General features: G+C 39.9%; 16 protein-coding genes. 7 read left to right on the plus strand and 9 right to left on the minus strand.

The annotated features are described in order from the left end of the window. Positions 1-377 precede the first annotated feature (377 nt). The 3 genes from B3C94_RS11375 to B3C94_RS11385 form a co-directional block, all read right to left on the minus strand. Positions 378-752, minus strand: coding sequence for a DoxX family membrane protein (locus tag B3C94_RS11375; protein WP_293903615.1), 375 nt, complete (start codon positions 750-752; stop codon positions 378-380). 20 nt (positions 753-772) lie between these two features. Next, positions 773-1,114, minus strand: a complete 342-nt coding sequence (locus tag B3C94_RS11380) for a DUF4342 domain-containing protein (protein ID WP_293903618.1) — start codon at positions 1,112-1,114, stop codon at positions 773-775. A 302-nt stretch (positions 1,115-1,416) separates the two neighbouring features. After that, complete coding sequence (locus B3C94_RS11385) at positions 1,417-4,053, minus strand: valine--tRNA ligase (RefSeq protein ID WP_293903621.1); 2,637 nt, start codon at positions 4,051-4,053, stop codon at positions 1,417-1,419. 546 nt (positions 4,054-4,599) lie between these two features. Between B3C94_RS11385 and B3C94_RS11390 the strand changes: the two genes are divergently transcribed. Both B3C94_RS11390 and B3C94_RS11395 read left to right on the plus strand, forming a co-directional pair. Then, on the plus strand, positions 4,600-6,222 hold the full coding sequence (locus B3C94_RS11390) for an LTA synthase family protein (protein WP_293903624.1): 1,623 nt from the start codon (positions 4,600-4,602) through the stop codon (positions 6,220-6,222). 4 nt (positions 6,223-6,226) lie between these two features. Continuing rightward, positions 6,227-8,152 (plus strand): LTA synthase family protein, encoded by a 1,926-nt coding sequence (locus B3C94_RS11395; RefSeq protein ID WP_293903627.1) that lies wholly within the window; start codon positions 6,227-6,229, stop codon positions 8,150-8,152. Positions 8,153-8,164: 12 nt separating this feature from the next. Here the strand turns inward: B3C94_RS11395 and B3C94_RS11400 are convergent, their stop codons facing one another. From B3C94_RS11400 to B3C94_RS11415, 4 genes are all read right to left on the minus strand, one after another. Then, entirely contained in the window at positions 8,165-9,229 is a 1,065-nt protein-coding gene (locus B3C94_RS11400) for a hypothetical protein (protein WP_293903630.1), read from the minus strand. 295 nt (positions 9,230-9,524) lie between these two features. After that, positions 9,525-10,766 carry a 2-oxoglutarate dehydrogenase complex dihydrolipoyllysine-residue succinyltransferase gene (gene odhB, locus B3C94_RS11405; RefSeq protein ID WP_293903633.1) on the minus strand — a complete coding sequence of 414 codons (1,242 nt, stop codon included), beginning with the start codon at positions 10,764-10,766 and terminating at the stop codon, positions 9,525-9,527. A 63-nt stretch (positions 10,767-10,829) separates the two neighbouring features. Continuing rightward, entirely contained in the window at positions 10,830-13,571 is a 2,742-nt protein-coding gene (locus tag B3C94_RS11410) for a 2-oxoglutarate dehydrogenase E1 component (protein WP_293903636.1), read from the minus strand. A 181-nt stretch (positions 13,572-13,752) separates the two neighbouring features. Next, the gene (locus tag B3C94_RS11415) at positions 13,753-15,009 is read right to left on the minus strand and encodes a deoxyribodipyrimidine photo-lyase (protein WP_293903639.1); all 1,257 of its coding nucleotides are present in this window, start codon (positions 15,007-15,009) and stop codon (positions 13,753-13,755) included. A gap of 482 nt (positions 15,010-15,491) precedes the next feature. On the opposite strand from B3C94_RS11415, the gene B3C94_RS11420 reads away from it, so the two are divergent. The 3 genes from B3C94_RS11420 to B3C94_RS11430 all read left to right on the plus strand — a co-directional run bounded on the left by B3C94_RS11420 (position 15,492) and on the right by B3C94_RS11430 (position 18,699). Beyond that, positions 15,492-16,361: a hypothetical protein gene (locus tag B3C94_RS11420; RefSeq protein WP_293903642.1), complete on the plus strand. Its 870-nt coding sequence runs from the start codon at positions 15,492-15,494 to the stop codon at positions 16,359-16,361. Between the two features lie 86 nt (positions 16,362-16,447). Continuing rightward, positions 16,448-18,286: a UbiD family decarboxylase gene (locus B3C94_RS11425; RefSeq protein ID WP_293903645.1), complete on the plus strand. Its 1,839-nt coding sequence runs from the start codon at positions 16,448-16,450 to the stop codon at positions 18,284-18,286. Positions 18,287-18,363: 77 nt separating this feature from the next. Then, on the plus strand, positions 18,364-18,699 hold the full coding sequence (locus tag B3C94_RS11430; RefSeq protein WP_293903648.1) for a HopJ type III effector protein: 336 nt from the start codon (positions 18,364-18,366) through the stop codon (positions 18,697-18,699). 168 nt (positions 18,700-18,867) lie between these two features. On the opposite strand, the gene B3C94_RS11435 is transcribed toward B3C94_RS11430, so the two are convergent. Together B3C94_RS11435 and B3C94_RS11440 are read right to left on the minus strand one after the other, a co-directional pair. Next, positions 18,868-19,329 carry a VOC family protein gene (locus tag B3C94_RS11435; protein ID WP_293903651.1) on the minus strand — a complete coding sequence of 154 codons (462 nt, stop codon included), beginning with the start codon at positions 19,327-19,329 and terminating at the stop codon, positions 18,868-18,870. Positions 19,330-19,499: 170 nt separating this feature from the next. After that, positions 19,500-20,075, minus strand: coding sequence for a Crp/Fnr family transcriptional regulator (locus tag B3C94_RS11440; protein WP_293903654.1), 576 nt, complete (start codon positions 20,073-20,075; stop codon positions 19,500-19,502). A gap of 235 nt (positions 20,076-20,310) precedes the next feature. Here B3C94_RS11440 and asnB point away from each other — a divergent pair, with 235 nt between their 5' ends. Continuing rightward, a complete protein-coding gene (gene asnB, locus B3C94_RS11445) occupies positions 20,311-21,999 on the plus strand; it encodes an asparagine synthase B (RefSeq protein ID WP_293903657.1) in 1,689 nt (562 codons plus the stop codon). Positions 22,000-22,323: 324 nt separating this feature from the next. Next, complete coding sequence (locus tag B3C94_RS11450) at positions 22,324-23,892, plus strand: M20/M25/M40 family metallo-hydrolase (RefSeq protein ID WP_293903660.1); 1,569 nt, start codon at positions 22,324-22,326, stop codon at positions 23,890-23,892. Positions 23,893-23,894: the final 2 nt, after the last annotated feature.

The following is a 23,894-nucleotide window of genomic DNA, read 5'->3' on the forward strand; positions in this document are numbered from 1 at the left end:
GTATAATTTGATTTAAGTATCTATTAATAAAAATTAAAACGGGAAAAAGTTTGCTTAGTTTTCAGCTATATAACTTATATCGCCACTATTTCAGCAAACTAAGATAAATTTGCTTGTAAATGCAAGTTTAATTTATGCGTTATACCTATTAGCAAATCTTAACAGTTTTTCATTTCCACGCGTAAAGTCTTTTGTCGCGGGAATGTTATAAAAACACATCAAATAATTGACCAAACCATTATTGTCGTATAAAGTTTTTTGTTTTTTAATTTTATGGTAATAAAAGCATAAAATACCTATCAATTTATTAAAGAAATAGGTGTTTAACATACTACATATTCTTATTTATTGGCATCTGGAGGATGAGAAATGGACCATTATTCCATCAGTTTCCTGTATTTGCCCCAATTTTCAAATACGACCCATAGCCAAATAATGAAAAGTACAGCCCAGATAATTAACCCCATCTGGCTATAGAAAATCATGTTATGGGTAAAAATGCCAATGAGTATTGGAAAGATAACCAATGCACCTAAAGTCCTTGTCTTTGGAAAAATAAACAATAAACCTCCCAGGAGTTCAATAATTCCGACTAGCGGCATTAGCCATTTTATTGTGGCAAAGGCTGCAAATACTTTTTTCATGTCCATATCCATTGGTGGGGTAGGCATATAATGAAAGAGTTTATCCAGCCCTGCATTGATGAATAGCAAGGCAAATAAAATGCAAAGTATGTTTTTAAAGATCTTCATAACGGTCTATTTTAAATTGATTATTTTACAGTTATTGTTGTAGGAGGATCAGTGCTGTTATCATCTTTGTCTTCTTCGTCTTTGTTTGTATTTCGCTCTACGGTGATCGTGCATTCTGTTAGCAATGCTGCCACAGCGCCAATTGCGGCAAAGACAGGTGCTAAGATCAAGCCTATTGCACCTATAGTGACGGGAAAGCTCATAATTTCTTTGCCATGTTTGTCCGAAATGCTGATTTTGCTAACGTTGCCCTCAGCAATGATTTCTTTGATCTTCTGTAAAAGGTTTTCACCGTTAATCTGAAATGTTTCTTTGAATCCCATAATGATATAATTTAAGTTCGCTCTTATAAAGTTATTCATTTTTTTACAGGAATTTATAAAGTAACCGCATTGTTTGTCTATCAATTAGTTATAAACTGCTTTTAACCGATAGAAGATGCAGATGATTCTCTTGTTTTTCAGTTTAGGTTTTAAATGTCCATGAAGCAGATATCATGAGTCGTTCATGCATGGTTCCAGTATGGTTGAAGTATAGTTCCAGTATTGATAAGATAGTCGTAGGTGATACAACGGTTGTATGGTTGTTTCGGATAGCGCTTACTAAAGGGAAAAAAAAAGCCCCACGTAAGGCGCGGGACTTTTAATAATTTATTGAATAGGTCTTAACCTAATGCTACTAAACTTTCTTGAAGAATTTTAATCTTTGCTTCGGCATCTGCTTTTTTACTTTTTTCGTTTTCAACAATTTCAGGTTTAGCGTTTTGCACAAACCGTTCATTGGAAAGCTTTTTGTCTACAGATACAAGGAAACCTTTTAAGTATTCCAATTCTTTCTCGATACGTTCACGCTCGGCATCGACATCAATATTGTTTTCTAACGTAACATAACACTCATCTTTACCGGCAAGGAAGCTTGTTGCACCTGCTACTTTCTCAGAAACAAAAGTTACGCCTTCCAAGTTTGCAATCTTGGTAATGATATCAATATATTGTGCTAAATTAATGTTCGACTGTTGATTGATCGCCAATGGCAATGCAACCTTAGGGGAAATACCTTTAGAATTGCGAATATTGCGAACTTCCGAAATGATCTGTTGAGCGATCGCGAAATCTTTTATTAACTGTTCGTCAAACTCATTCGCCGTAGGATAAGCGGCTACGATAATACAATCTTTCTCGTCTTTTACGCCAAACAATTCGTCATGCCACAGTTCTTCGGTCAAGAAAGGCATAAAAGGGTGTACTAGTGTAAGAATGCGTTGGAAGAAAGATTTGACCGTTTCTAAAGTTTCTGTAGAAATAGGAGATCCATAAGCCGGTTTTACTAATTCAAGGTACCAAGCACAGAAGTCATCCCATACCAATTTGTAGGTTGTCATGAGTGCGTCCGATAAACGATAGTGCTTGAAGTTTTCCTCGATATCGACCAGGGCTTGATTTAATCTTGCCTCAAACCAGGATGCTGCTATTTTATCCGAGTCAGAAGCTGCTACTGTAGTAATTTCCCAACCTTTTACCAAACGGAAGGCATTCCAGATCTTGTTGGCAAAATTACGGCCCTGTACACAAAGTTCAACATCAAAAGGAAGGTCGTTACCTGCTGGAGCAGTTAGCAACATGCCCATTCTTGTGGCATCGGCACCGTATTCGTTCATCAGATCAATTGGATCAGGTGAGTTGCCCAATGATTTGGACATTTTACGGCCCAGCTTATCACGTACAATACCTGTGAAATAAACATTCTCAAAAGGTAATTGTCCGCGAAATTCATATCCCGATACGATCATGCGTGCCACCCAAAAGAAAATAATATCTGGAGCGGTCACCAAATCTTGCGTAGGGTAGTAATAGTTGATTTCAGCATTCTCAGGCTCATTGATGCCATTAAATACGGAAATTGGCCATAACCATGCCGAGAACCAGGTGTCCAGGACATCTTCATCTTGACGAAGATCTGCTGCCTGAAGATTTGCATTGCCTGATTTCTGCTGCGCTAATACAAGTGCTTCTTCAATTGTTTGTGCAACAACAAAGTCTTCGTTACCATCGCCATAGAAATAAGCTGGTATCTGATGTCCCCACCACAATTGTCTTGAGATGTTCCAGTCTGTCACATTCTCCATCCAGTTGCGGTAAATATTTTTGAATTTTGTCGGATGAAACTTAATCGTATCGTCCATGACATTATCCAATGCTGGTTTTGCCAGATCTTCCATTTTAAGGAACCATTGATTGGAAATTTTAGGTTCAATGACAGCACCGGTTCGCTCCGAAGTACCAACATTATTGGTATAGTTTTCAACTTTTTCCAATAACCCTTTTTCCTCAAGCTCCTTCTCAATCTCTTTACGCACTTTAAAACGATCCATACCTGCGTAGTGCAGGCCATTGTCATTTAGCTTTGCTTCGTCCGTGAAGATATCCACAAATTCCAGGTTGTGTTTTTTGCCTAAAGCGTAGTCATTCACGTCATGCGCTGGCGTTACTTTAAGGCATCCCGTACCAAATTCCAGATCGACATATTCATCTTCAATGATATTGACTTTTCTTCCAACGATAGGCACAATCACTTGCTTTCCTTTTAGCCATGTGTAGCGCTCATCGTTTGGATTGATACATACAGCTGTATCACCAAAGATGGTCTCAGGACGGGTTGTCGCCACTACAATGTATTGGTCTGTTCCTTCAACCTGATATTTTAGGTGATATAATTTGCCGTTTTTCTCTTTATAAATAACTTCTTCGTCAGAGATATTTGTTTTTGCTTCAGGATCCCAATTAACCATGCGGTAACCACGATAGATCAATCCTTTGTGATATAGATCGACAAATACACGGATAACAGACTGATATAATTCCGGATCCATTGTAAAACGTGTACGATCCCAGTCACAGGAAGCGCCAAGTTTTTCGAGTTGTTTTAGAATAATACCACCGTATTTTTCCTTCCATTCCCAAGCATGTTTCAAGAAATCCTCACGCGATAGAGATCGTTTATCAATTCCTTGTTCCTTCAACATAGCGACGACTTTAGCTTCAGTGGCGATAGAGGCGTGGTCGGTCCCCGGTACCCAGCAGGCGTTTTTCCCCTGCATACGCGCCCGGCGAATCAAAACGTCTTGAATGGTATTGTTTAGCATATGCCCCATGTGCAATACTCCAGTGACATTCGGAGGAGGCATCACAATCGTGTAAGGTTCACGTTCGTCAGGGGTGGAACGGAAAAATCCATTCGCTTTCCAATAGCTGTACCATTTTTCTTCAGCTTCTTTTGGATTGTAAGTTTTCGCTATGCTCATTTTAAATTTTTGTATTCAAACTTTTTAGGAACACAAAAGTAAGGAATTCTATGTTATTTTCCTTAGTTATCCATTTATCTTGTTCTCAAAGAAAAAGAAGCTGTGAACAAAGGCTAAACTAGCGGTTTAATGAGGGGGCGTCCTAGGCAGTACTGGAGGTTATTGCAGCTACTCAAAGCATAATGTAGGATTTATACTTTTTTAATCTTTTCTTCATATTACTAAGTAATTAGCCTGTATTTCATGTAAATTAATGTAAATTTGCCTGTTTTATTTTTATACGAAGGGATGCAACGATTTGCTAATGAGCTTAAAGCCTTAACACAGTATTTTTTATTTTGGTTAATTATCTGTTTTATAGATAGATTGATTTTTGTTACTGCTTTTTTTGAGAAAATAGGTTTTTCCAATTTTACGGAGATTTTCAGAATTTATTACCATGGTCTGAACCTGGATTTTTCGGCTGTTTCCTACATATGCGCTCTACCGTTTCTTGTGTATTGCGTGTTAAGTTTTTTTCCGAAACCGAAACCCAAAAGACTGATCTTGGATATCTATACTGTGATCGTTTTAGTTTTGTTTTTTGTGACAAGCTTTATCAATGTCAATATCTATCGTGAATGGGGCGACAAGATTTCTAAGCGTGCTATCGATGCATTTTTTGCTTCACCCTCGGGAGCTGTAGCCTCGGCCGAGTCCACGCCGGTATTTCTCCCCATCGTTGGCATGTTGATCGGCATATTCTGTGGTTATTTTCTATACCGCTGGATGTTTAAAAAGGTATCATTTTTCAATATCAAGTCGCCTGTAGGCAATTTTATCAAATTAGCAATCGGAGTTTTTGTGCTTTTCACTCTTATCCGCGGCGGTTATGGCAGAGCGACGCTAAACCCTAGTAAAGCTTATTATTCCGAAGAGACATTTTACAATCATGCTGCAGTCAATACACAATGGTCTTTTTTACGGGATTTCTTCGCTAAAAGTACGAAACTGAAGAATCCATATAGTTATTATGATAATCAGAAAGAGATTCAGGAAAAGTTGCGTCCTGCCTTTCAAAGTCAGCCTGATTCGGCTGTTGAGGTGCTGTCCACTACGCGTCCAAATGTTGTTATTATTATGTTGGAAAGTTTCGTTGGGGATCTCATTCAGTCGCTTGGAGGAGAAAAGGGAATTACGCCTCATATGGAAGAATTGATTAAGGGCGGTATTTTATTTGATCATATTTATTCAGCTGCTGACCGATCCGATAAAGGAATGGTGGCGGTGCTAAGTGGTTTTCCGGCGCAGGGGCCCGAGAGCATTATCAAGTATATAGACAAACACGAAAATATGCCCGCGATAGGACAGGAGTTCGACCATGCCGGTTACGAAACATCATTTTATCATGGTGGTCAGAGCGAATTTTATAATTTTAAATCGTATATGCTGACGCATGGGATGTCGAGGGTTGTAGATAATGCCAATTTTGGGTTAGATGCAGAACGAGCCTCATGGGGAGTATATGACCATGTGGTCTTTAATCAGATGATCAAGGATTTCAAAAAGGAAAAGCAACCGTTCTTCTCAACCATTTTTACCTTGATTAATCACGAACCATTTGAATTAAAACACGGCTATAAATTTGGTAATGCCACCAATGCGGATAAATTCAGAAGTACGGCAAATTATACAGATTCGGCTGTTTTTGATTTTATCAGTAAAGCTAAAAAGGAAGCTTGGTATAAAAATACACTTTTCGTTATTGTGGCCGACCATGGGCATCGCCTTCCTTCAGAAAAATGGGAGCTATTTCATCCCAACCGCTTTCATATTCCGCTGATCTTTTTCGGTGATGTGATCAAACCTGAATATCGTGGAAAAATATTCAATCGAATCGGTAACCAAACGGATTTAGCAGCTACCTTATTGACACAGTTGAATCTTCCCACCGATCGTTATCATTGGAGCCGGGATCTGTTTAACCCCACGACTCCTCAGATCGCATTTTATAATTCGAAGGATGCCTTTGGTGTAATTACTCCACAACAGGCGGTTTCTTTCGATAATGTAGGAAGGATTATCAATTATAGATCCAATAAAGAATATCCAGCTGGTAAAACAGACAGCTTATTGAATATTGGCAAAGCGTATTATCAAGACGTATATCGTGAATTTTTAAAATATTAGGGCTATGAAATTAAAAGGAGTATTTGCACCTTATTTTGCTGTCGCAATTCGTTTTATCTTTCTTTTGGTTATCTATGCATTATTGAGATTGGGTTTTTATGCTATCAATGCTTCCTTATTTCCGCATGTCGATGCAGCTAAGCTCCTGGTGATGTTTGCCGGTGGTGTACGCTTTGACATTGTAGCCTTGCTGTATTTAAATATTCTTTATATTGTAATGCTGACTGTTCCGGGGCCGTTTAAGGGTAACCGAATCTACCAGCAAGTTGCCAAATGGGTCTTTATTGTGGTCAATTCACTTGGTATAGCCTTGAATCTGATTGATTTTGCCTATTATCCATTCACACTTAAAAGAACGACTGGAACGGTGATTGACCAATTTTCCAACGAATCCAACCTGATGAAATTGGCTTTTGATTTTTGTTTGGATTATTGGTATCTCATTATATTATTGGTACTGGTTGTCTATGGTTTGATCAAATCCTATCAGCTTATTCAGATTGAAAAGACTACGAAATATAGCTGGAAGTCATTTTTGATCCAGTTGCCTCTATTTTTATTGACGGCTTTTCTTTTCATCGGTGGTGTACGTGGGGGCTGGGCACACAGCACCCGTCCCATAACATTAAGCAATGCCGGGGATTATGTAGAGACACCAGAAGAAATGAATATTGTACTGAACACACCATTCAGTATATTGAAAACATTAAAGGCTGTAAATCTGAAACCTGTTCATTATTATTCGGAACAAGAGCTAGAGCAGTTATACAATCCTATTCATATACCGCAATTAGACCAGCCTTTTGCAAAGAAAAATGTTGTTGTTCTGATTTTGGAGAGTTTTGCAAAGGAGCATTTTGGTGAATTGAATAAAGATGTCCAAGGAGGAAAATACAAAGGTTATACGCCTTTTTTAGATTCGTTGATCCGCAATGCTTACACATTTACAGATACCTATGCCAATGGTCGTAAATCAATTGATGCGCTACCATCAGTTATTACGGGTATTCCTTCCATTGGTGAGCCTTTTGTGCTTTCGATATATTCTGGAAATGAAACCACAAGCTTAGCGAAGCTCTTGGGAAAAAAAGGCTATGAGACTGCTTTTTTTCACGGAGCACCCAATGGCAGCATGGGCTTTTCAGCTTATATGAAACTGGCAGGTATCCAGCATTATTTTGGTAAAAATGAATATAACAATGACGCTGACTTTGATGGTATATGGGGAATCTGGGATGAACCCTTTTTGCAATTTGTAGCGAATAAGATCAATACGTTTCATCAGCCGTTTTTCGCTAGTTTCTTCTCTTTATCTTCACATCATCCATTTAAGGTACCTGAAAAATATCAGGGGAAATTTCCGAAAGGACCATTGCCCGTGCAGGAACCCATTGGATATACGGATAATGCGCTGCGTGAATTTTTTGCAACGGCATCCAAAATGCCTTGGTACAACAATACAGTATTCGTTATCTGCGCAGACCATGCTACTGTAAGCTACCTGCCGGAATATCAAACGGCAGCAGGGGGCTTCCAAATTCCTATTATATTTTATGCGCCAGGCGATAACCTAGTTGGCAAAGCGGATAAACTGGTTCAGCAAATAGATATTATGCCTACCATTTTGAATTATTTGCATTACGATGAACCTTATTTTGCCTTTGGTTCAGATGCCTTCAAACCAGGTAAGGATAATTTTGTGCTCAATAACAATGCTGGGAGCTATAACCTCTATTATAAAGATTATATGATGTCTTATGATGGACTGAAAGTGACATCATTTTATGACTTAAAGAAAGACCGCTTGATGAAACAGGATCTGCTGAAACAGCATCCCACCGTATTGGATACGATGGAGACCAAAATGAAAGCATTTATTCAACAGTATAACAACCGCATGATTGAAAATAAGCTAACCTATAAAAAGTAGGCTGCTGGTTTTCTAGGTAGAAAACCTTGATCGGATGCTTCTGTCTATAATAAATAGAATCAGGTCGTAAATGATGTAGATCAAGGGTAAGGTGAAGATGACTAGCAGTATAAAGCCCCGGGATTTCTCGTCAAATGAACCTTTGATCAGGTAGTTGGCCAGACTGGACCAAAACCAGCAGAAGAAATAAAAGGAGCTTGGAATAATTAGGTTCCCAAGTAGCAGTGCATAGCGGTATCTGCCACTTTTGTATTTTAGATAAATACACCGGATATGTAGGTATAGCAAAAATAGCGATCCGATCAGCGCGAGCAGCTCAGGGTGTACCCAAAGAATTGCTTTTGCTAACAGGGAGGTCTTCAAGCCGACGTCTATATGGAAACTCTCTTTCTTTTCTACCTGATCAATGACCCAGTGCGCGATTGAATCTGTCTGTAATTTGGCGGTTCCCAAATCCTGTTCAAGGACTTCCATCCCGCCGTTTAGGTGGAGGTACAAGTCAATCCGGCCAAAAGAAGACCAATATCTGGAAGGAAATAAGAAGTAATCAATTTCGTATCTGGTCCGGATATCGCGCCGGTCATAGCCCATATAAGCGCTGTATTGAACCTGAATATTGTTTTCACCTTTGTGTAGCTTAGCGGTAAAATAAAATGCATCATCCAGCGAAATACGCTTCCATTCATCGCTGTCGTAACTGATTTCATAATAGCCATCCTTTAAACGTAAAAAAGGAAATTTTGAACCGGGTTGATCCATCGCCTTTGCTTTGATCTCTTTCTGATTGACAAGTACCCGATCTAATCCATCCATATTTAGCGCGAGAAATACGAGCGGTAATTCGATTTCTTCTTCAACATGGATATTGTATACAATGCTGAAGTGACTACGGTAGCCCGAATGATCATCAGTGGTGTCCAATAAAAGGCGGATGTCGATACGCTCATGGGTGACTTTTACCTTACCGGCAGGAACGAGCTGTCCTGTTATGCTGTGCGGACTTCTTGGGTTTGCCATGTTGGCAAACAGGGTCGTTACAGTGAGTATTAGATATGCAGCTGTTAATAAAATTTTCATTTTGTTTGATAAGGTCTGCTTAATAATCAATTTCGCGTTCGTATAGGAGCTTTTATGTTATAAAGCCGGCTGTATATAGAGATATGCTTGATCTTTAACAAGATGAAAGTAAAAATTAAAAGGGAGAAATTAAAAAGGCGATTTATATTCGGCTATCTCTGATTTATATTCGTTAAGTAGGCCGTTTCTTTTTTGAAGGTTCTTTCTGGTCAATAAGATCAGACACTTTCAGAAAAAAAAAGACCAATACCACAAAGGCATAGGTCTTTTTTATATTTCCAAACTTTATTGCGGTTTAAACACCCAACAATAAACGAGCTGGATCTTCCAATAATTGTTTTACACGAACCAAGAAGCTTACTGATTCACGACCATCAATGATGCGGTGATCGTAAGAAAGCGCAATGTACATCATTGGACGGATCACCACTTGGCCATTTTCAGCAATAGGACGTTGGATGATGTTGTGCATACCCAAGATCGCCGATTGTGGTGCGTTGATGATCGGCGTAGACATCATTGATCCGAATACACCACCGTTGGTAATTGTAAATGTACCACCAGTCATTTCGTCGATCGTTAATTTGTTGTCACGCGCTTTACCTGCCAATGCGGCGATCGCTTTTTCGATTTGTTCCAATGACATGGCATCAGCGTTACGGATAACTGGAACAACCAAACCTTTAGGTGCAGAAACTGCGATTGAGACATCTGCGAAATCAGAATATACAATTTCGTTATCTTCAATACGAGCATTTACTGCAGGCCATTCAGCCAATGCAGTTGTTACTGCTTTTGTAAAGAACGACATGAAACCAAGACCGATTCCAAATTTCTCTTTAAAGGTATCTTTGTATTTAGCACGTAGATCCATGATCGGCTGCATATTGACTTCATTGAATGTTGTCAACATGGCTGTTTCGTTTTTAACGGCAACTAGGCGTTTTGCGATCGTTTTACGTAATGAAGATAATTTCTCACGACGTTCGTTTCTAGAGCCCGCTACTGGAGCAACTGTCGCAGCAGGAGCAGCGGCAGGTTTTGCTGCTGGTGCAGCTGCTTTAGCAACAGGTTGAGCTTTTTCGGCATCTTCTTTTGTGATACGACCTTCTTTACCTGTTCCTTTTATTGTCGAAGGATCAATTCCTTTTTCTCTTAAGATTTTTGCAGCAGCAGGAGAAGCTGTACCAGCAGCATAGCTATCTGGATTTTCATCTTTTGCAGCGGCAGCCGCAACTGGAGCTGCATTTGACGCTTCTGCAGCAGGGGCAGCAGCTGGCGCTGAACCACCGGCAGGAGCAGCACCTTCTTCAATTGTACAAACAACAGCACCGATTTCTAAAGTATCACCTTCTTGTGCAATGATTCTTAAGATACCCGCTTTTTCAGCTGGTAATTCAAACGTTGCTTTGTCTGATTCCAGTTCGGCGATGTTTTCATCCATCTCCACATAATCGCCATCTTGTTTCAACCATTGTGATAAGGTTACCTCCGTGATTGATTCACCTACGGTTGGTACTTTAATTTCTAAGCTCATATATAATGTTCTTTATTGACAATTGCGTCCTATAGATAAGACGCAATTGATTTTAAATTGTTTTTATTCGAATGATTTATTTAAGATTTCTGCTTGTTGTGCAACGTGTTGTTTCATGTAACCCGTAGCTGTACTTCCACTTTCTTTACGGGCAACAAAACCTGTAAATGCAATCTCAGTACCCATTAGTTTACGGCAGTAGTAAGACCATGCGCCCATGTTCTCATTTTCTTCCTGAACCCAAACAAATTCTTTTGCCTTGTTGTATTTTTTACGGATTGCTTTCAATTGCTCTGTAGGAATTGGGAATAATTGTTCCAATCTCACGATAGCGATATCTTTGCGTTTGTCCGTTTCTTGTTTTTCTAATAAGTCGTAGTAAACTTTACCCGAACAGAATAACACGCGTTTAACGTCTTTCGCTGCAACATTGGCATCATCAATTACCTCCTGGAAAGCAGCATCTGTAAAATCTTTCAACGGTGATACCACTTTAGGGTGGCGCAGCAATGATTTTGGCGTAAATACAACCAATGGTTTACGGAACTCACGTACAAGTTGACGACGCAACAAGTGGAAATAGTTAGCCGGAGTAGTACAGTTTGCTAAGATCATATTCTCATCCGCACATAACTCTAAGAATCTTTCGATACGTGCTGAAGAGTGCTCAGGACCTTGACCTTCCATACCATGAGGAAGCATCATAACTAAACCGTTAGAACGCTTCCATTTTGTCTCTGCACTCGATAAATATTGATCGACGATGATTTGAGCACCGTTATAGAAATCTCCGAATTGAGCTTCCCAGATTGTCAACGAATTTGGATTAGAAGATGCATAACCATATTCAAAGCCCAAAACAGCATATTCTGAAAGTAATGAATTATAGATAGAGAATTTATCACCCCCTTTAATATTGGCTAAAGGAACATATTTCTCTTCGGAATCTTCCAGTGTCAATACGGCATGACGGTGTGAGAATGTGCCACGTTGGACATCTTGACCCGAGATACGAACACGGTTACCTTGATCCAATAATGTCGCATAAGCCATCAATTCGCCCATTGCCCAATCATATGAATCAGCCGTGATCATTTTGGCACGGTCTTCAAATAAACGGGTAATCTTACGGAAGAATTTTTTGTCTGCTGGTAAGGTGGTGATTTCTTTCGCTAATTTTAAGAATAGATCCTTCGCAACTTTCGTTTTATCCGAGGTTGTTAATACTTCACCTTTTTTAGCAGGACGCAATCCTTCCCATGCACCTTTAAACATCGGAATCTCTTCGGTCAATACCTCAACTGTTTTAGCTTCCTCAAATTTAGTCTGTAGTTCAGCTTTAAATTCCTTCTCGATATTTTTAGAATATGCCTCGTCAATACTTCCTTCAGTAATTAATTTTTTAGCATATACTTCTTTCGGATTTGGATGTTTTTCGATGATTTTGTACAACAATGGCTGCGTGAATTTCGGCTCATCGGCTTCATTGTGTCCAAATCTTCTATAACATAATAGATCGATAAATACGTCTGTTTTATATTTTTGGCGGTATTCGACAGCTAAATTAATCGCATAAACAACTGCTTCAGCGTCATCACCGTTCACATGAAAGACGGGTGAAGATGTGATTTTTGCTACGTCTGTACAGTATGTTCCAGAACGAGCATCCTTGTAGTTAGTTGTAAAACCGATCTGGTTGTTGATTACAATATGTACCGTACCACCAGTTTTGTAACCATCTAATTTCGACATTTGAGTTACCTCATAAACGACACCTTGGCCAGCAATTGCTGCGTCACCATGGATGATGATCGGTGCGATTTTAGAAGAGTCACCTTCGTATTTGAAGTCAATCTTAGAACGAACCATACCTTCAACGATCGGATCTACAGTTTCCAAATGCGAAGGGTTCGGTGCCAAACTTAGGTGAACAGATTTGCCATCGTTTGTTTTAACCTCAGATGAAAAGCCTAAATGGTATTTTACGTCACCGCCAAAGTTTACTTCAGGATCATCAGCATAAGTTTTACCTTCAAATTCAGAGAATACTGATTTGTAAGATTTACCCATGATATTGGTCAATACATTCAGACGGCCACGGTGAGCCATACCGATAACAAATTCCTGGATACCGATTTCTGCACCTTTTTCAATGACAGAATCTAACGCTGGAATTAAACTTTCAGCACCTTCCAATGAGAAACGTTTTTGACCTAAAAACTTCGTGCCTAAAAAGTTTTCGAAGACTACGGCGTGGTTTAATTTGTTTAAGATTCTCTTTTTTGTGTCCAAAGCGAATTTAGGCATGTTGCGATCCGCTTCCATGCGGTCCTGCAACCATTTAATTTTCTCTGGGTTACGGATATATTTGAATTCTGCACCAATAGAACGGCAGTAAGTATCCTCTACCAACTGACGGATGTCTTTCAATGTTGCTGGACCTAAACCGACTTCAACACCTGCATTGAAAACAGTGTTCATGTCTGCTTCAGCAAGACCAAACGTTTCTAATTCCTTGCCAGGATAGTATTTACGTCTTTCACGAACAGGGTTAGTGTGTGTGAATAGGTGGCCACGATCACGGTAGCCATTGATCATGTTCAGCACATTGATTTCTTTCAATACGTGCTCAGGAGTAGCTTCGCCTACTGAACTTGTTGTTCCACCAGCATTTTGACCGAAATCAAAACCTTCAAAGAATTTTTGCCATCCGAAATCTACCGATTGGGGATCTTGCTTGTACGATTGATATAAGCCATCGACATAAGCCGAATCAGCATTACTCAAATATGTCAGATTGTCCATTTACAATTAAAACTATGAAATTTGTCAAAGTTATGAATAAAAAAAGAGTTTCTAATACTGAAATTGAATAATTTAATCAATAAATCTATCCAATTCTTAACATTTTTAGCAGGATTTAAAAGAGGCTTCCAGCGCACTACAAATTTATTTTCTATTGGAATTATTTATTTCTGCCGAAGATTTATTTAGCCAATATTTCATCCAGTTTTGGGAGTCCATTTGGGAAATGTGTTTTGATCAATTTTTGCCAGTCCAATGCTTTATTGTCTTTTTCGCTTGTCCCAACTCCAGCGACATGAGACCACTGTCCGTATACAGTTGCCGGAGAATAGTCCAATAGGTGCTCTTCGTACCAGGAAGCGCCACGAAGCCAGTTGACCTGATATTCATGCACCAAATAACTGGCTGCAATCAGGCGCGCCTGATAGGGGATATAGCCCGTTTTTTGTAACTGGATCATCACACTGTTGATAAAATCATGTTCCGTATGGCCTGATTTCCATCTTTCAAATAATTCATCATTCCCCTCCAAGGTCAAATGATCCTGTTGTGCGCCGTTTTTGGTACCCTGGGGCTTAAAAAATATATTTGGATATTTTTTAAGCATAAATCTAAAATAGTCGCGCCAGAGAAGAATGTCGATGATTTTTTCAAATCGCTTATCCTTTTTGCCTTCCCCAAGTTTTTTGATGTTGTTGTACAAGAGGATGGGTGATAAAGCACCGGACGCTATAAAAGGACCTAGAATTAACGGGTCCTGTTCTGTCTCAGGATAGGTTGACAATACCGCGTGCATAATGCTGAGTGCGGTATCCTCGCCGCCAAGAATATAAATATCATCAACAGATTTGATTTCCTCTTCTGAATAACCTAGATCTTTCAGCGAAGGAATTTTGGTGTCCTCGAGATGCGGCGGGGTAAGGAAATTGGTCGGAAATGGAATAGGTTGCCGAACCAAACTTTCCCGCTCGACTTTTTTCTTGAAAATCGAAAAGCCATTGGGTATATCCTTAATCGGAAAAGGAAGGTCTTCTTTATGGTAAAGGGTATGGCCTATGAAATGGCGCAGATTAATTTTGCTGCTCCAAAGCTCACTTTCTACTTTTTCGGAAATAGATGTTTCTCGTAGTGCGACTTCGCGATGGTGATAGACCTCGTTGACTTGATATTTTTGGGCAATACGCGGGATGATATCTTCAGGTTTGCCGATATAGGTCAGTAGATCACTGCCATGGCTTTTTAATTTTTCTTTTAGGGCAGTGACAGCTTCGATAACAAAAGCCGCCCTCAAGACACCTGTATTTAAGGTGCCAAATTGATTACGGTCGAAATATCGGGGATCAAAACAGTATACCGGGATGATAAATGAACTTTTTTCAGAAGCTTGAAAAAATACCTCATTGTCATGAAGTCTTAAATCATTTCTAAACCAGATCATTGTAGCCCTTTTGTCCATAGAGGTGAAGATAAATACTTTTTAGTGCAGCCTATTTTCAGAAGATTTACAAATATATAAGGATATTGTGTTCTTGAAAGTATTTATGCGTGAATTGACAAAAAAAGGACAATGACGGCACCTGTCCCGCTGCTTTGATCCATTTTGGTTAGGAAAAAATAAAAATAGTGTTAAACTTATTCGATGTTTCTCTGTTCTAAAATCAGAGAATTATGATATTTGTGGGTTATTACTGTTGCTCTATATACAATCAGGGCAAAATATTAAAAGAGCAAGAAAAACATGGAAAAGATAGCTGCATCACCGATGAAACCATCCTAAGAATTTTGTTCGTTTAAGGGGTTGAGATGATAATAAATGGATACAGAATACGAGGAAGAAATGGTCATGTTGGATCGTTCGTAATAATAAAAGCGAATAATTGAAGCATAGTGGTTTCACTAGCCATAAAATAGAGAATTCGAATGAAAAAGGTTTTAATCAGCGGGCTAAATACCTATCTGGGACGACGGGCATCCTGTTATTTGCAATCCAGAGATTTTGATGTGACGGGATTGGTGCGCAACTTATCCCTTTTTAATAAAATAGTAAAGGAAAAGGTGACGGCAAAGCTTTTTGAACTGGATCTGTTACGAAAAGGGGAGGCTTTTGAGAAATTTCAAATCGCCGATCTCAATTTTGGGATCTATTTTACGCAGGTTCCTTCGCTTGACAATGATATTCAGCTTCAGCTTGAATTGCTCGGTTTGCGCAATTTTGTGGAAATCTGTAAACGTGCAGGAAATAACCGTGTCATTTATGTCGCTCGGCTAATGGATGAACATTTTCTGGAACCGGTGCGCAATCTGCTGGAAAACTTACGTGTTCAATATACGATTGTCATTAAAAGCAGCGTGGTGGGAAAGGAAAGTGTTTTAAATCGGATCTTTACTAAACTCGCCAAGCGACAGACCATATTTTATTGGAACTGGGTGGCTTCTTTAAAGTTTCGACCGCTGCCTTTGCTTGATGTATACCGTTGGTTAAGGGAAATGCCTTGGGAAAATAACTTTATATCAGAGGTTATTTACCTTGGTGGAAATGAAGAAATGACATTCAGAGGCTTGTTTTATCACTATTTGACCTGTACTTCCGAAAGCCAAAAAAGAGAAATAGGTGTCAATAAATTCTTTGCTAAACTCTTGCTGACCAGATTGAATGATATCAATAAAGAAGATATTGACGAGTTCAGAAGAGTGCTTTATTATGAAAAGAATGTCGATAATTCGACTTGGCAGAAAGTTCAGCCATTTGAATTCACACCCCTGAAGGCCTATGTCTGCATGGATACCTAGTTTAAGCGGCGGTTTTCTCTTTATGGTCGGTTTAATAAATTATTCTGTTAAATTTGTGGATTAACGTGTTGAAGCAGATTTAATATATGGGATACAATAGTTTAGAAGCGTGTGTTGCCGATCTTGAAAAACATGGTCATTTAATCCGGATCAAAGAAGAAGTAGACCCTTATCTGGAAATGGCCGCAATCCATATGCGGGTGTTTGATGTTGAAGGCCCGGCGCTATATTTTGAAAATATCAAAGGTTCGGAATTTCCGGCTGTTTCCAATTTGTTCGGAACGCTGGATCGTTCGAAATTTATGTTTCGGGATTCACTGGATCACCTGAAGAAATTGGTAGATGTGAAGATGAATCCTGCAGCAGTGCTAAAAAACCCTTTTCAATATATCGGTTCATCTATGACCGCTCTTGGTGCGCTGCCCTGGAAAAAAAAGTCCGGTGCCCCGATACTTCATGGTAAAACCTCGATCAGTAAACTTCCGCAGATTGTCAACTGGCCAATGGACGGTGGCGCATTTGTCACCATGCCGCAGGTTTATACGGAAGATGTGGCCAAACCTGGGATTATGCAGGCCAACTTAGGCATGTATCGTATCCAGTTATCGGGCAATGATTATGTGAAAGACCAGGAGATTGGTTTGCATTATCAGTTGCATCGTGGGATAGGGATCCATCAAACAAAAGCCAATGCACTCGGTAAACCTTTAAAGGTAAGTATCTTCGTTGGTGGGCCGCCAGCTCATCCTTTGTCCGCTGTGATGCCTTTGCCCGAAGGACTCTCTGAAATGATTTTCGCAGGAGCATTGGGAAATAGGAGATTTCGTTATTTCTATGATGATGAAGGGTTCTGTATTTCGGCAGATGCTGACTTTGTGATTACCGGAACTGTTTATCCGAACGAAAATAAACCGGAAGGCCCTTTTGGTGACCACATCGGATATTATAGCTTAACCCATCCGTTTCCATTAATGAAAGTACACAATGTGTATCATAAGAAAAATCCAATTTGGTCTTTTACAGTTGTGGGACGGCCACCGCAGGAAGATACCAGTTTTGGGGCTTTAATCCATGAAATCACCGGAGCAGCCATTCCAAAAGAAATTTCTGGACTTCATGCTGTCAATGCTGTTGATGCGGCTGGTGTGCATCCGCTGCTTTTTGCAATAGGTTCTGAACGTTATACGCCGTATCAACGTGTGGATCGACCGCAGGAAATTTTAACGATCGCTAATCAGATACTCGGTAAAAATCAGCTTAGTCTTGCTAAATATTTGTTTATTTCAGCACATGAAGATAATCCGCAATTGGATATCTACAATATTCCAGCATTCTTTGGACATATCCTTGAGCGGATAGACCTAACTCGCGATATCCATTTTCAGACAAATACAACAATAGATACCTTGGATTATTCTGGCGATGGACTGAATGCAGGGTCAAAGGTGGTCTTTGCTGCGGCTGGAACGAAGAAGAGGACGCTGGGACGTGAATTACCGGCTAATTTTGACCTGCCACGGCCGTTCAATCAGGCGAAATTTGTTATGCCGGGGGTTGTTGCGATCGATGGTCAGGCGTTTTCTACCTATGCGCATGAATCGAAGATCATAGCGGAATGGTGCCAGGCTGCGGCAGGCTGTTCCTGGGAAGGTTTTCCATTGATCGTTTTATGTGATGATGCTCATTTCACCGCTGCAACGGTTAATAACTTTGTCTGGACAACGTTTACACGCAGTAATCCTGCGTTCGATATTTATGGAATAAATAGTTTTACGGCCTTTAAACATTGGGGCTGTGAGGGGCCGCTTATTATCGATGCCCGAACTAAACCTCACCATGCGCCCGCGTTGATTAAAGATGAAGCTGTGGAAAGAAGAGTAGATCAGCTTGGTGCAAAAGGAGGTGCGCTGTACGGAATTATTTAGAACGGATTAATACTTGTCGGTTCTGGTTAGGATCTGACCCGATCGATTTAAAATAGATTTTTATAGAGAACATCATCATGAAAACAGAAGAATTATTGAATAAATCAAAAGAAGGTGAATTGCAGTTTCAGGAAGTATTGGAGCATATTGCCGATCAGTACAATTATAGTGCTAGCGCTTTTCAGAATGGAACACTGAAAAATTCGAAGGAAGAAAATCAGGGCAGTGCAAAAGTTTTCTATTTTGCAAAATTGAATAATCTCTCACAAGAGGAAACTTTAGCCCTGTTTGCTGAACATTATCAAAATGTGCTTGACAATCCGGCTGGAGCAGGACATCAGAATATACGTCAATTTATGTCTAATGGTTGGGACGCTGTGTTATTTGAGCAGGAAGTACTAACAAAAAAATAAGAAGTCCTGGGGCACGGTGAAAGCCTGCGATAGAAAAGGATCGTTTCCTTTTAGGGCGTTTTCAATTGAAATTACGCAAAATAAGGGAAGTTATAGGAAATGGAAAGGGCGGTACACTATTGTTACCGCCCCTATTGTGTCAAATATCTTGATCTCTGTTGAGTTCGCTTAAGGCTTACTTTCGCAATCCTGCTCTTTATTTCCGCCAAAATAGACCATCCAGCAAATGCCGAATTGATCCTGAAAAGCACTGTATAGTTCGGCAAAAAATGTTTCGCCGAGCGGCATTTCAACAACTTTTGCGTTGGTACTTAATGCGTCATACAGTGTTTTTGCCTCTGCTGTGCTTTCACACATCAGCATGACGTAGCTGTTGTTTCCTTGAATATATTGTTGACCAAAAGCGGGAATGACATCAGCCCCCATCAGCATGCTATCTCCATTGATAGAAATTGCAGTATGGCAGATTTTGTTTTTTGCCTCATCTGGAACAGGTGGCATCTGTGGGTCAGCAGGAATATCTCCGTAGCGCATGTAGCCCGGATTTTTTGTGTTGAAGACTTTTTCATAAAAGTTGAATGCCTCTTCACAGTTTCCGTTGAAGTTTAAATAAGCGTGTAATTTTGCCATGATTTCTAATTTTTGAATATAATGATTACTTCTTTTTCTCAAATTTTCATTCTCAGTGGGCCGAGGTAAATTGCCCCGAGGATGCTCTTATAAAATTAAGCTGAAGTTTTCTTAAAAATCTTGCCTTAAGGCAAGATTTCAGAAAGTAGTCTTTTATTCATTGAAATGGGTTAATTTCCGTGGACAATTTCTTTGCGGATACGGCTTAAGGAAGTGTCGGTGATACCCAGATAGGAGGCAATATGTTTTAAAGGTGCCTGTTGTATCAATATTGGTTTTTCTTTGATCAGTCGCAGGTACCGCGAAGTGGCGGGTTCTGTGATCATGGCAATAGCTCTATTTTTGCTATGGACAAGTTCTTTAGCCATCCAGGAGCGCCCCCACTCTCTAAATTCAGGAATCTGATGAAAGAGCTCCTGAAAATCTTCAAATTTTATTTTCCAAAGACGGGTTTCCATGAGCGCCTGAATATTTTCAACTGTGGGATTGCGCTGAAAAAAAGAAGCTACTTCAATGACGACATCATTGTCGCTGCAGAAACTTATTGTTACTTCATTGCCTTCATAATCATGTAAAAAGGAACGTGTAAGTCCATACTCTATCAAGTAATAAGCATTTGAAACCTGCCCTTTGGTCAATATAAAATCGCCCTTCTTGATTGTTATGGCTTCATGTTTCTCCGTGATGGCATTTAATTCTTGTGGCGTAAGCGCAAGCTCGCTATAGAAAGTTCTAATTAGATCCATGTCCTGGTTATTTGATTACGAAGTTAATTTAACGATAAATCCGCAGACCAATTGTTAATCTATTGTGTGATTATTGTAAACAAATAAGTGTTTTATTGCCAATTTTGTTTGTTTTAAAATTGTTTTTTAATAAAAACACAATAAATATTAAAAATCATTATGAATTTAGTTTTTAATTGTTTTACTTTGTGTCAATAACATAATGTAAAAACGAAATATTTAAAATTTTCATAATATGTGTGGAATTATTGGCGCTTTTGAATTAAAGCAACCTGCAAGCTCATTGAGATCTCAAGTATTAGAAATGTCAAAACGTATTCGTCACCGTGGCCCTGATTGGTCGGGCATATTTACGGGTGACAAAGCCTTATTGGCACACGAGAGATTAGCTATCGTTGATCCTAAATCGGGAAGTCAACCTTTGTACAGTCCGGATGGAAAAGTTGTACTAGCTGTTAATGGCGAAATCTATAACCACCATGAATTAAGAAATAGTCTTCCTGATTATGAGTTTTCGACACAAAGTGATTCTGAAGTTGTGTTGGCTTTATATTTGGCGAAGGGTCCCTCATTTGTTGATGAGTTAAATGGCATTTTTGGTTTTGCACTATATGATTCACGTGACGATTCCTTTTTTGTTGCGCGTGACCATATGGGCATTATCCCCTTATATTATGGCAAGGATGAACAAGGGCAATTATTTGTTGCGTCTGAATTAAAGTCATTGGAGGGTTTCTGTGAGACGATCGAACAATTTCCTCCGGGACATTATCTTTATAGCAAAACGGGGACAGTTCCGGAGCGCTGGTATCAACGCGACTGGGAAAGTTATGATGCCGTCAAAGATAAGGAGACCGATATCGCGGTTTTACGTAAAGCATTAGAAGATGCTGTGCACCGCCAGTTGATGTCGGACGTACCTTATGGTGTGCTCCTATCTGGAGGATTGGATTCATCCGTAATTGCTGCGGTAACGAAGAAGTTTGCCTCCAAACGGATTGAAAGCGACGATCAAGAAGAAGCATGGTATCCCCAGTTGCACTCTTTTGCGGTGGGGCTGAAGGGTGCGCCGGATTTAATTGCCGCACAGAAAGCTGCAGATCATATCGGAACGATACATCATGAGATCAACTTTACCATTCAAGAAGGATTGGATGCGATCCGTGATGTGATCTATCATTTGGAGACCTATGATGTCACAACAGTGCGTGCTTCAACACCGATGTATCTACTAGCACGTGTGATCAAATCGATGGGGATCAAAATGGTGTTGTCGGGTGAAGGTTCAGATGAACTTTTCGGAGGTTATCTTTATTTCCATAAAGCGCCCAATGCACAGGAATTTCATGAAGAAACGGTACGTAAACTGAAAAAGCTTTACCTATACGATTGTCTGCGGGCAAATAAATCACTTGCAGCCTGGGGAGTAGAAGGACGTGTGCCTTTCTTGGACAAAGAATTTATGGATATTGCCATGCGTATCAACCCTTCGGATAAAATGATCCGTGACGGAAGAATGGAAAAATGGGTGGTACGTAAAGCTTTTGAGGACTATCTACCAGAAAGTATTGCATGGCGCCAGAAAGAGCAATTTTCTGATGGTGTGGGCTATAGCTGGATCGATACGCTAAAAGAGCAGGCGGAAAGCAAAGTGTCCGATCAGGAATTTGCTGAGGCTGCTATACGATTCCCGATCAACACGCCGAAAAATAAAGAAGAGTTTTTATATCGGACGATTTTTGAATCGCATTTCCCTTCAGCAGCGGCGGCGCAAACTGTTCCTTCGGTAAAATCTGTTGCATGCAGTACCCCAGAGGCCTTGGCCTGGGATGCTTCTTTCCAGAATCTGAATGATCCATCTGGAAGAGCTGTAGCCTCAGTCCACCAAGAGAGCTACGAAAAATCCAAAGTGGAAGCAGTGTAACTAATCAACCCTCATATCTATATTTAGTAAAGCCTGGAAAGATTCTTTTCAGGCTTTTTTATGTTTTTCTCTGTGTTTTTTTAGCGAAACAAGGATAACTAATTTGAGGAGAATGAAAATGAATGTGTTTTTTTAAATATTCTTTAGTAATTTTCGGGAAAACCAATCACAAGGAACTTTGGGTCTCTAAATTAACTATAGCTGATCAAAATAGCGTGTATTCCAGAGTCTCTTTTTAAAAGAAGAACTGAATGCGCGAAGAAGTAGATCGCGATTGTGGTGTTAGCTTATTAACGGATAATTATAAAATAAATAATGATATACATGAAGATAGGTTCAATGAAGCAGCGTAAGATGAAATCTTTGGGACTTGCATTGCTATTATTTGGTACGGGAGGTGTATTTGCTCAAAATAAAGAAGCAATGGTCACCTCGATTGTTCAGGAAGCAAATGCAAATTCGCAATTGGAAAAGTATGCATTTGAGTTGATCGATATGATCGGTCCCCGTCTTGTCGGAAGTCCGCAGATGCAGCAGGCGCATGATTGGGTGGTTAAAAAATATAGTGCACTTGGAGCTGAAGCACGTAATGAAGCCTATGGCGAGTGGCGTTCATGGGAACGAGGTGCTTCTCAGGTGACGATGACCTATCCGAGAATAAAGTCTTTAGAAGGTACACAGTTGGCTTTTAGTCCTATGACGAAGGAAAAAGGGATCGAGGCAGAAGTGGTCGCTATGCCCTTGTTTAGCTCCCAATCCGATTTTCAGTCTTGGCTTAAAACGGTAAAAGGGAAGATTGTCCTGATTGGGATGAACCCCATATCGGGAAGGTCAGATGCCAATTGGAAAGAGTCTGCATCAGTTAAAGGTTATGAAAAATATCAATCTTTAAAAAATGACCAGCTAAAAAAATGGGAAGGTAGTATGTCCTATACGGGAAGTACCCGCCGGACACTGCCATTGGCGCTGGAAAATGCAGGGGCAGTTGGCGTAATTGATTCGTATTGGACTGAATTGCCGGGTATTACCCGGATATTTGATGCAAAATCCAAAAAGATTCCGGTATTTAATGTCGGATTGGAAGATTATGGTTTGTTATACCGCATGGCGGAGCATGGTATCAAACCACGCGTATCCCTGCAAGGAAATTCAAAAGAACTAGGGACATCAAAAACATATAACAGTATTGCGGAGATCAAAGGCAAGGAGAAACCAAATGAATATGTCGTGCTTTCGGCACATCTGGATTCTTGGGATGGCGCTTCGGGTGCTACGGATAATGCGACGGGGGTGATTACGATGATGGAGGCCGTCCGTATTTTAAGAAAGGTTTATCCAGAAAATAAAAGAACCATTTTAGTTGGAAACTGGGGAAGTGAAGAACAGGGACTGAATGGCTCTTCTGCATTTGTGGAAGATCATCCTGAGATTGCCAAAAATATACAGGTGGTATGGAACCAGGATAATGGAACAGGTCGTATTGTTCGGATAGGGGGTAGCGGTTTTGAAAAATCGTATGAATATATCAGCCGTTGGCTGCAATATTTGCCTGAAGATTTTCGCAATGAAATCCAGACCAGTTTTCCGGGGATGCCTGGGACAGGCGGAAGTGATCATTCTTCTTTTGTTCAAAAGGGAATCCCTGCTTTTGGTCTTTCTTCTACTTCTTGGGACTACGGTAAAGTAACCTGGCACACCAATCGGGATACCTATGATAAGATTGTCTTTGACGAGGTAAAGCAAAATGCTATTATTGTGGCGATTTTGACTTATCTCGCTTGTGAAGAGCCGGCTTTGGTTTCACGGGATAAAATAGTGTTACCAATTGATAAAGAAGGCAAGCCGATGATCTGGCCAACAAACCTTCAATCAAAAAGAACCAGTGGCAATTAGTT

It is taken from the genome of Sphingobacterium sp. UBA5670, assembly GCF_002420705.1.
In the GTDB taxonomy this organism is placed as follows: Bacteria; Bacteroidota; Bacteroidia; order Sphingobacteriales; family Sphingobacteriaceae; genus Sphingobacterium.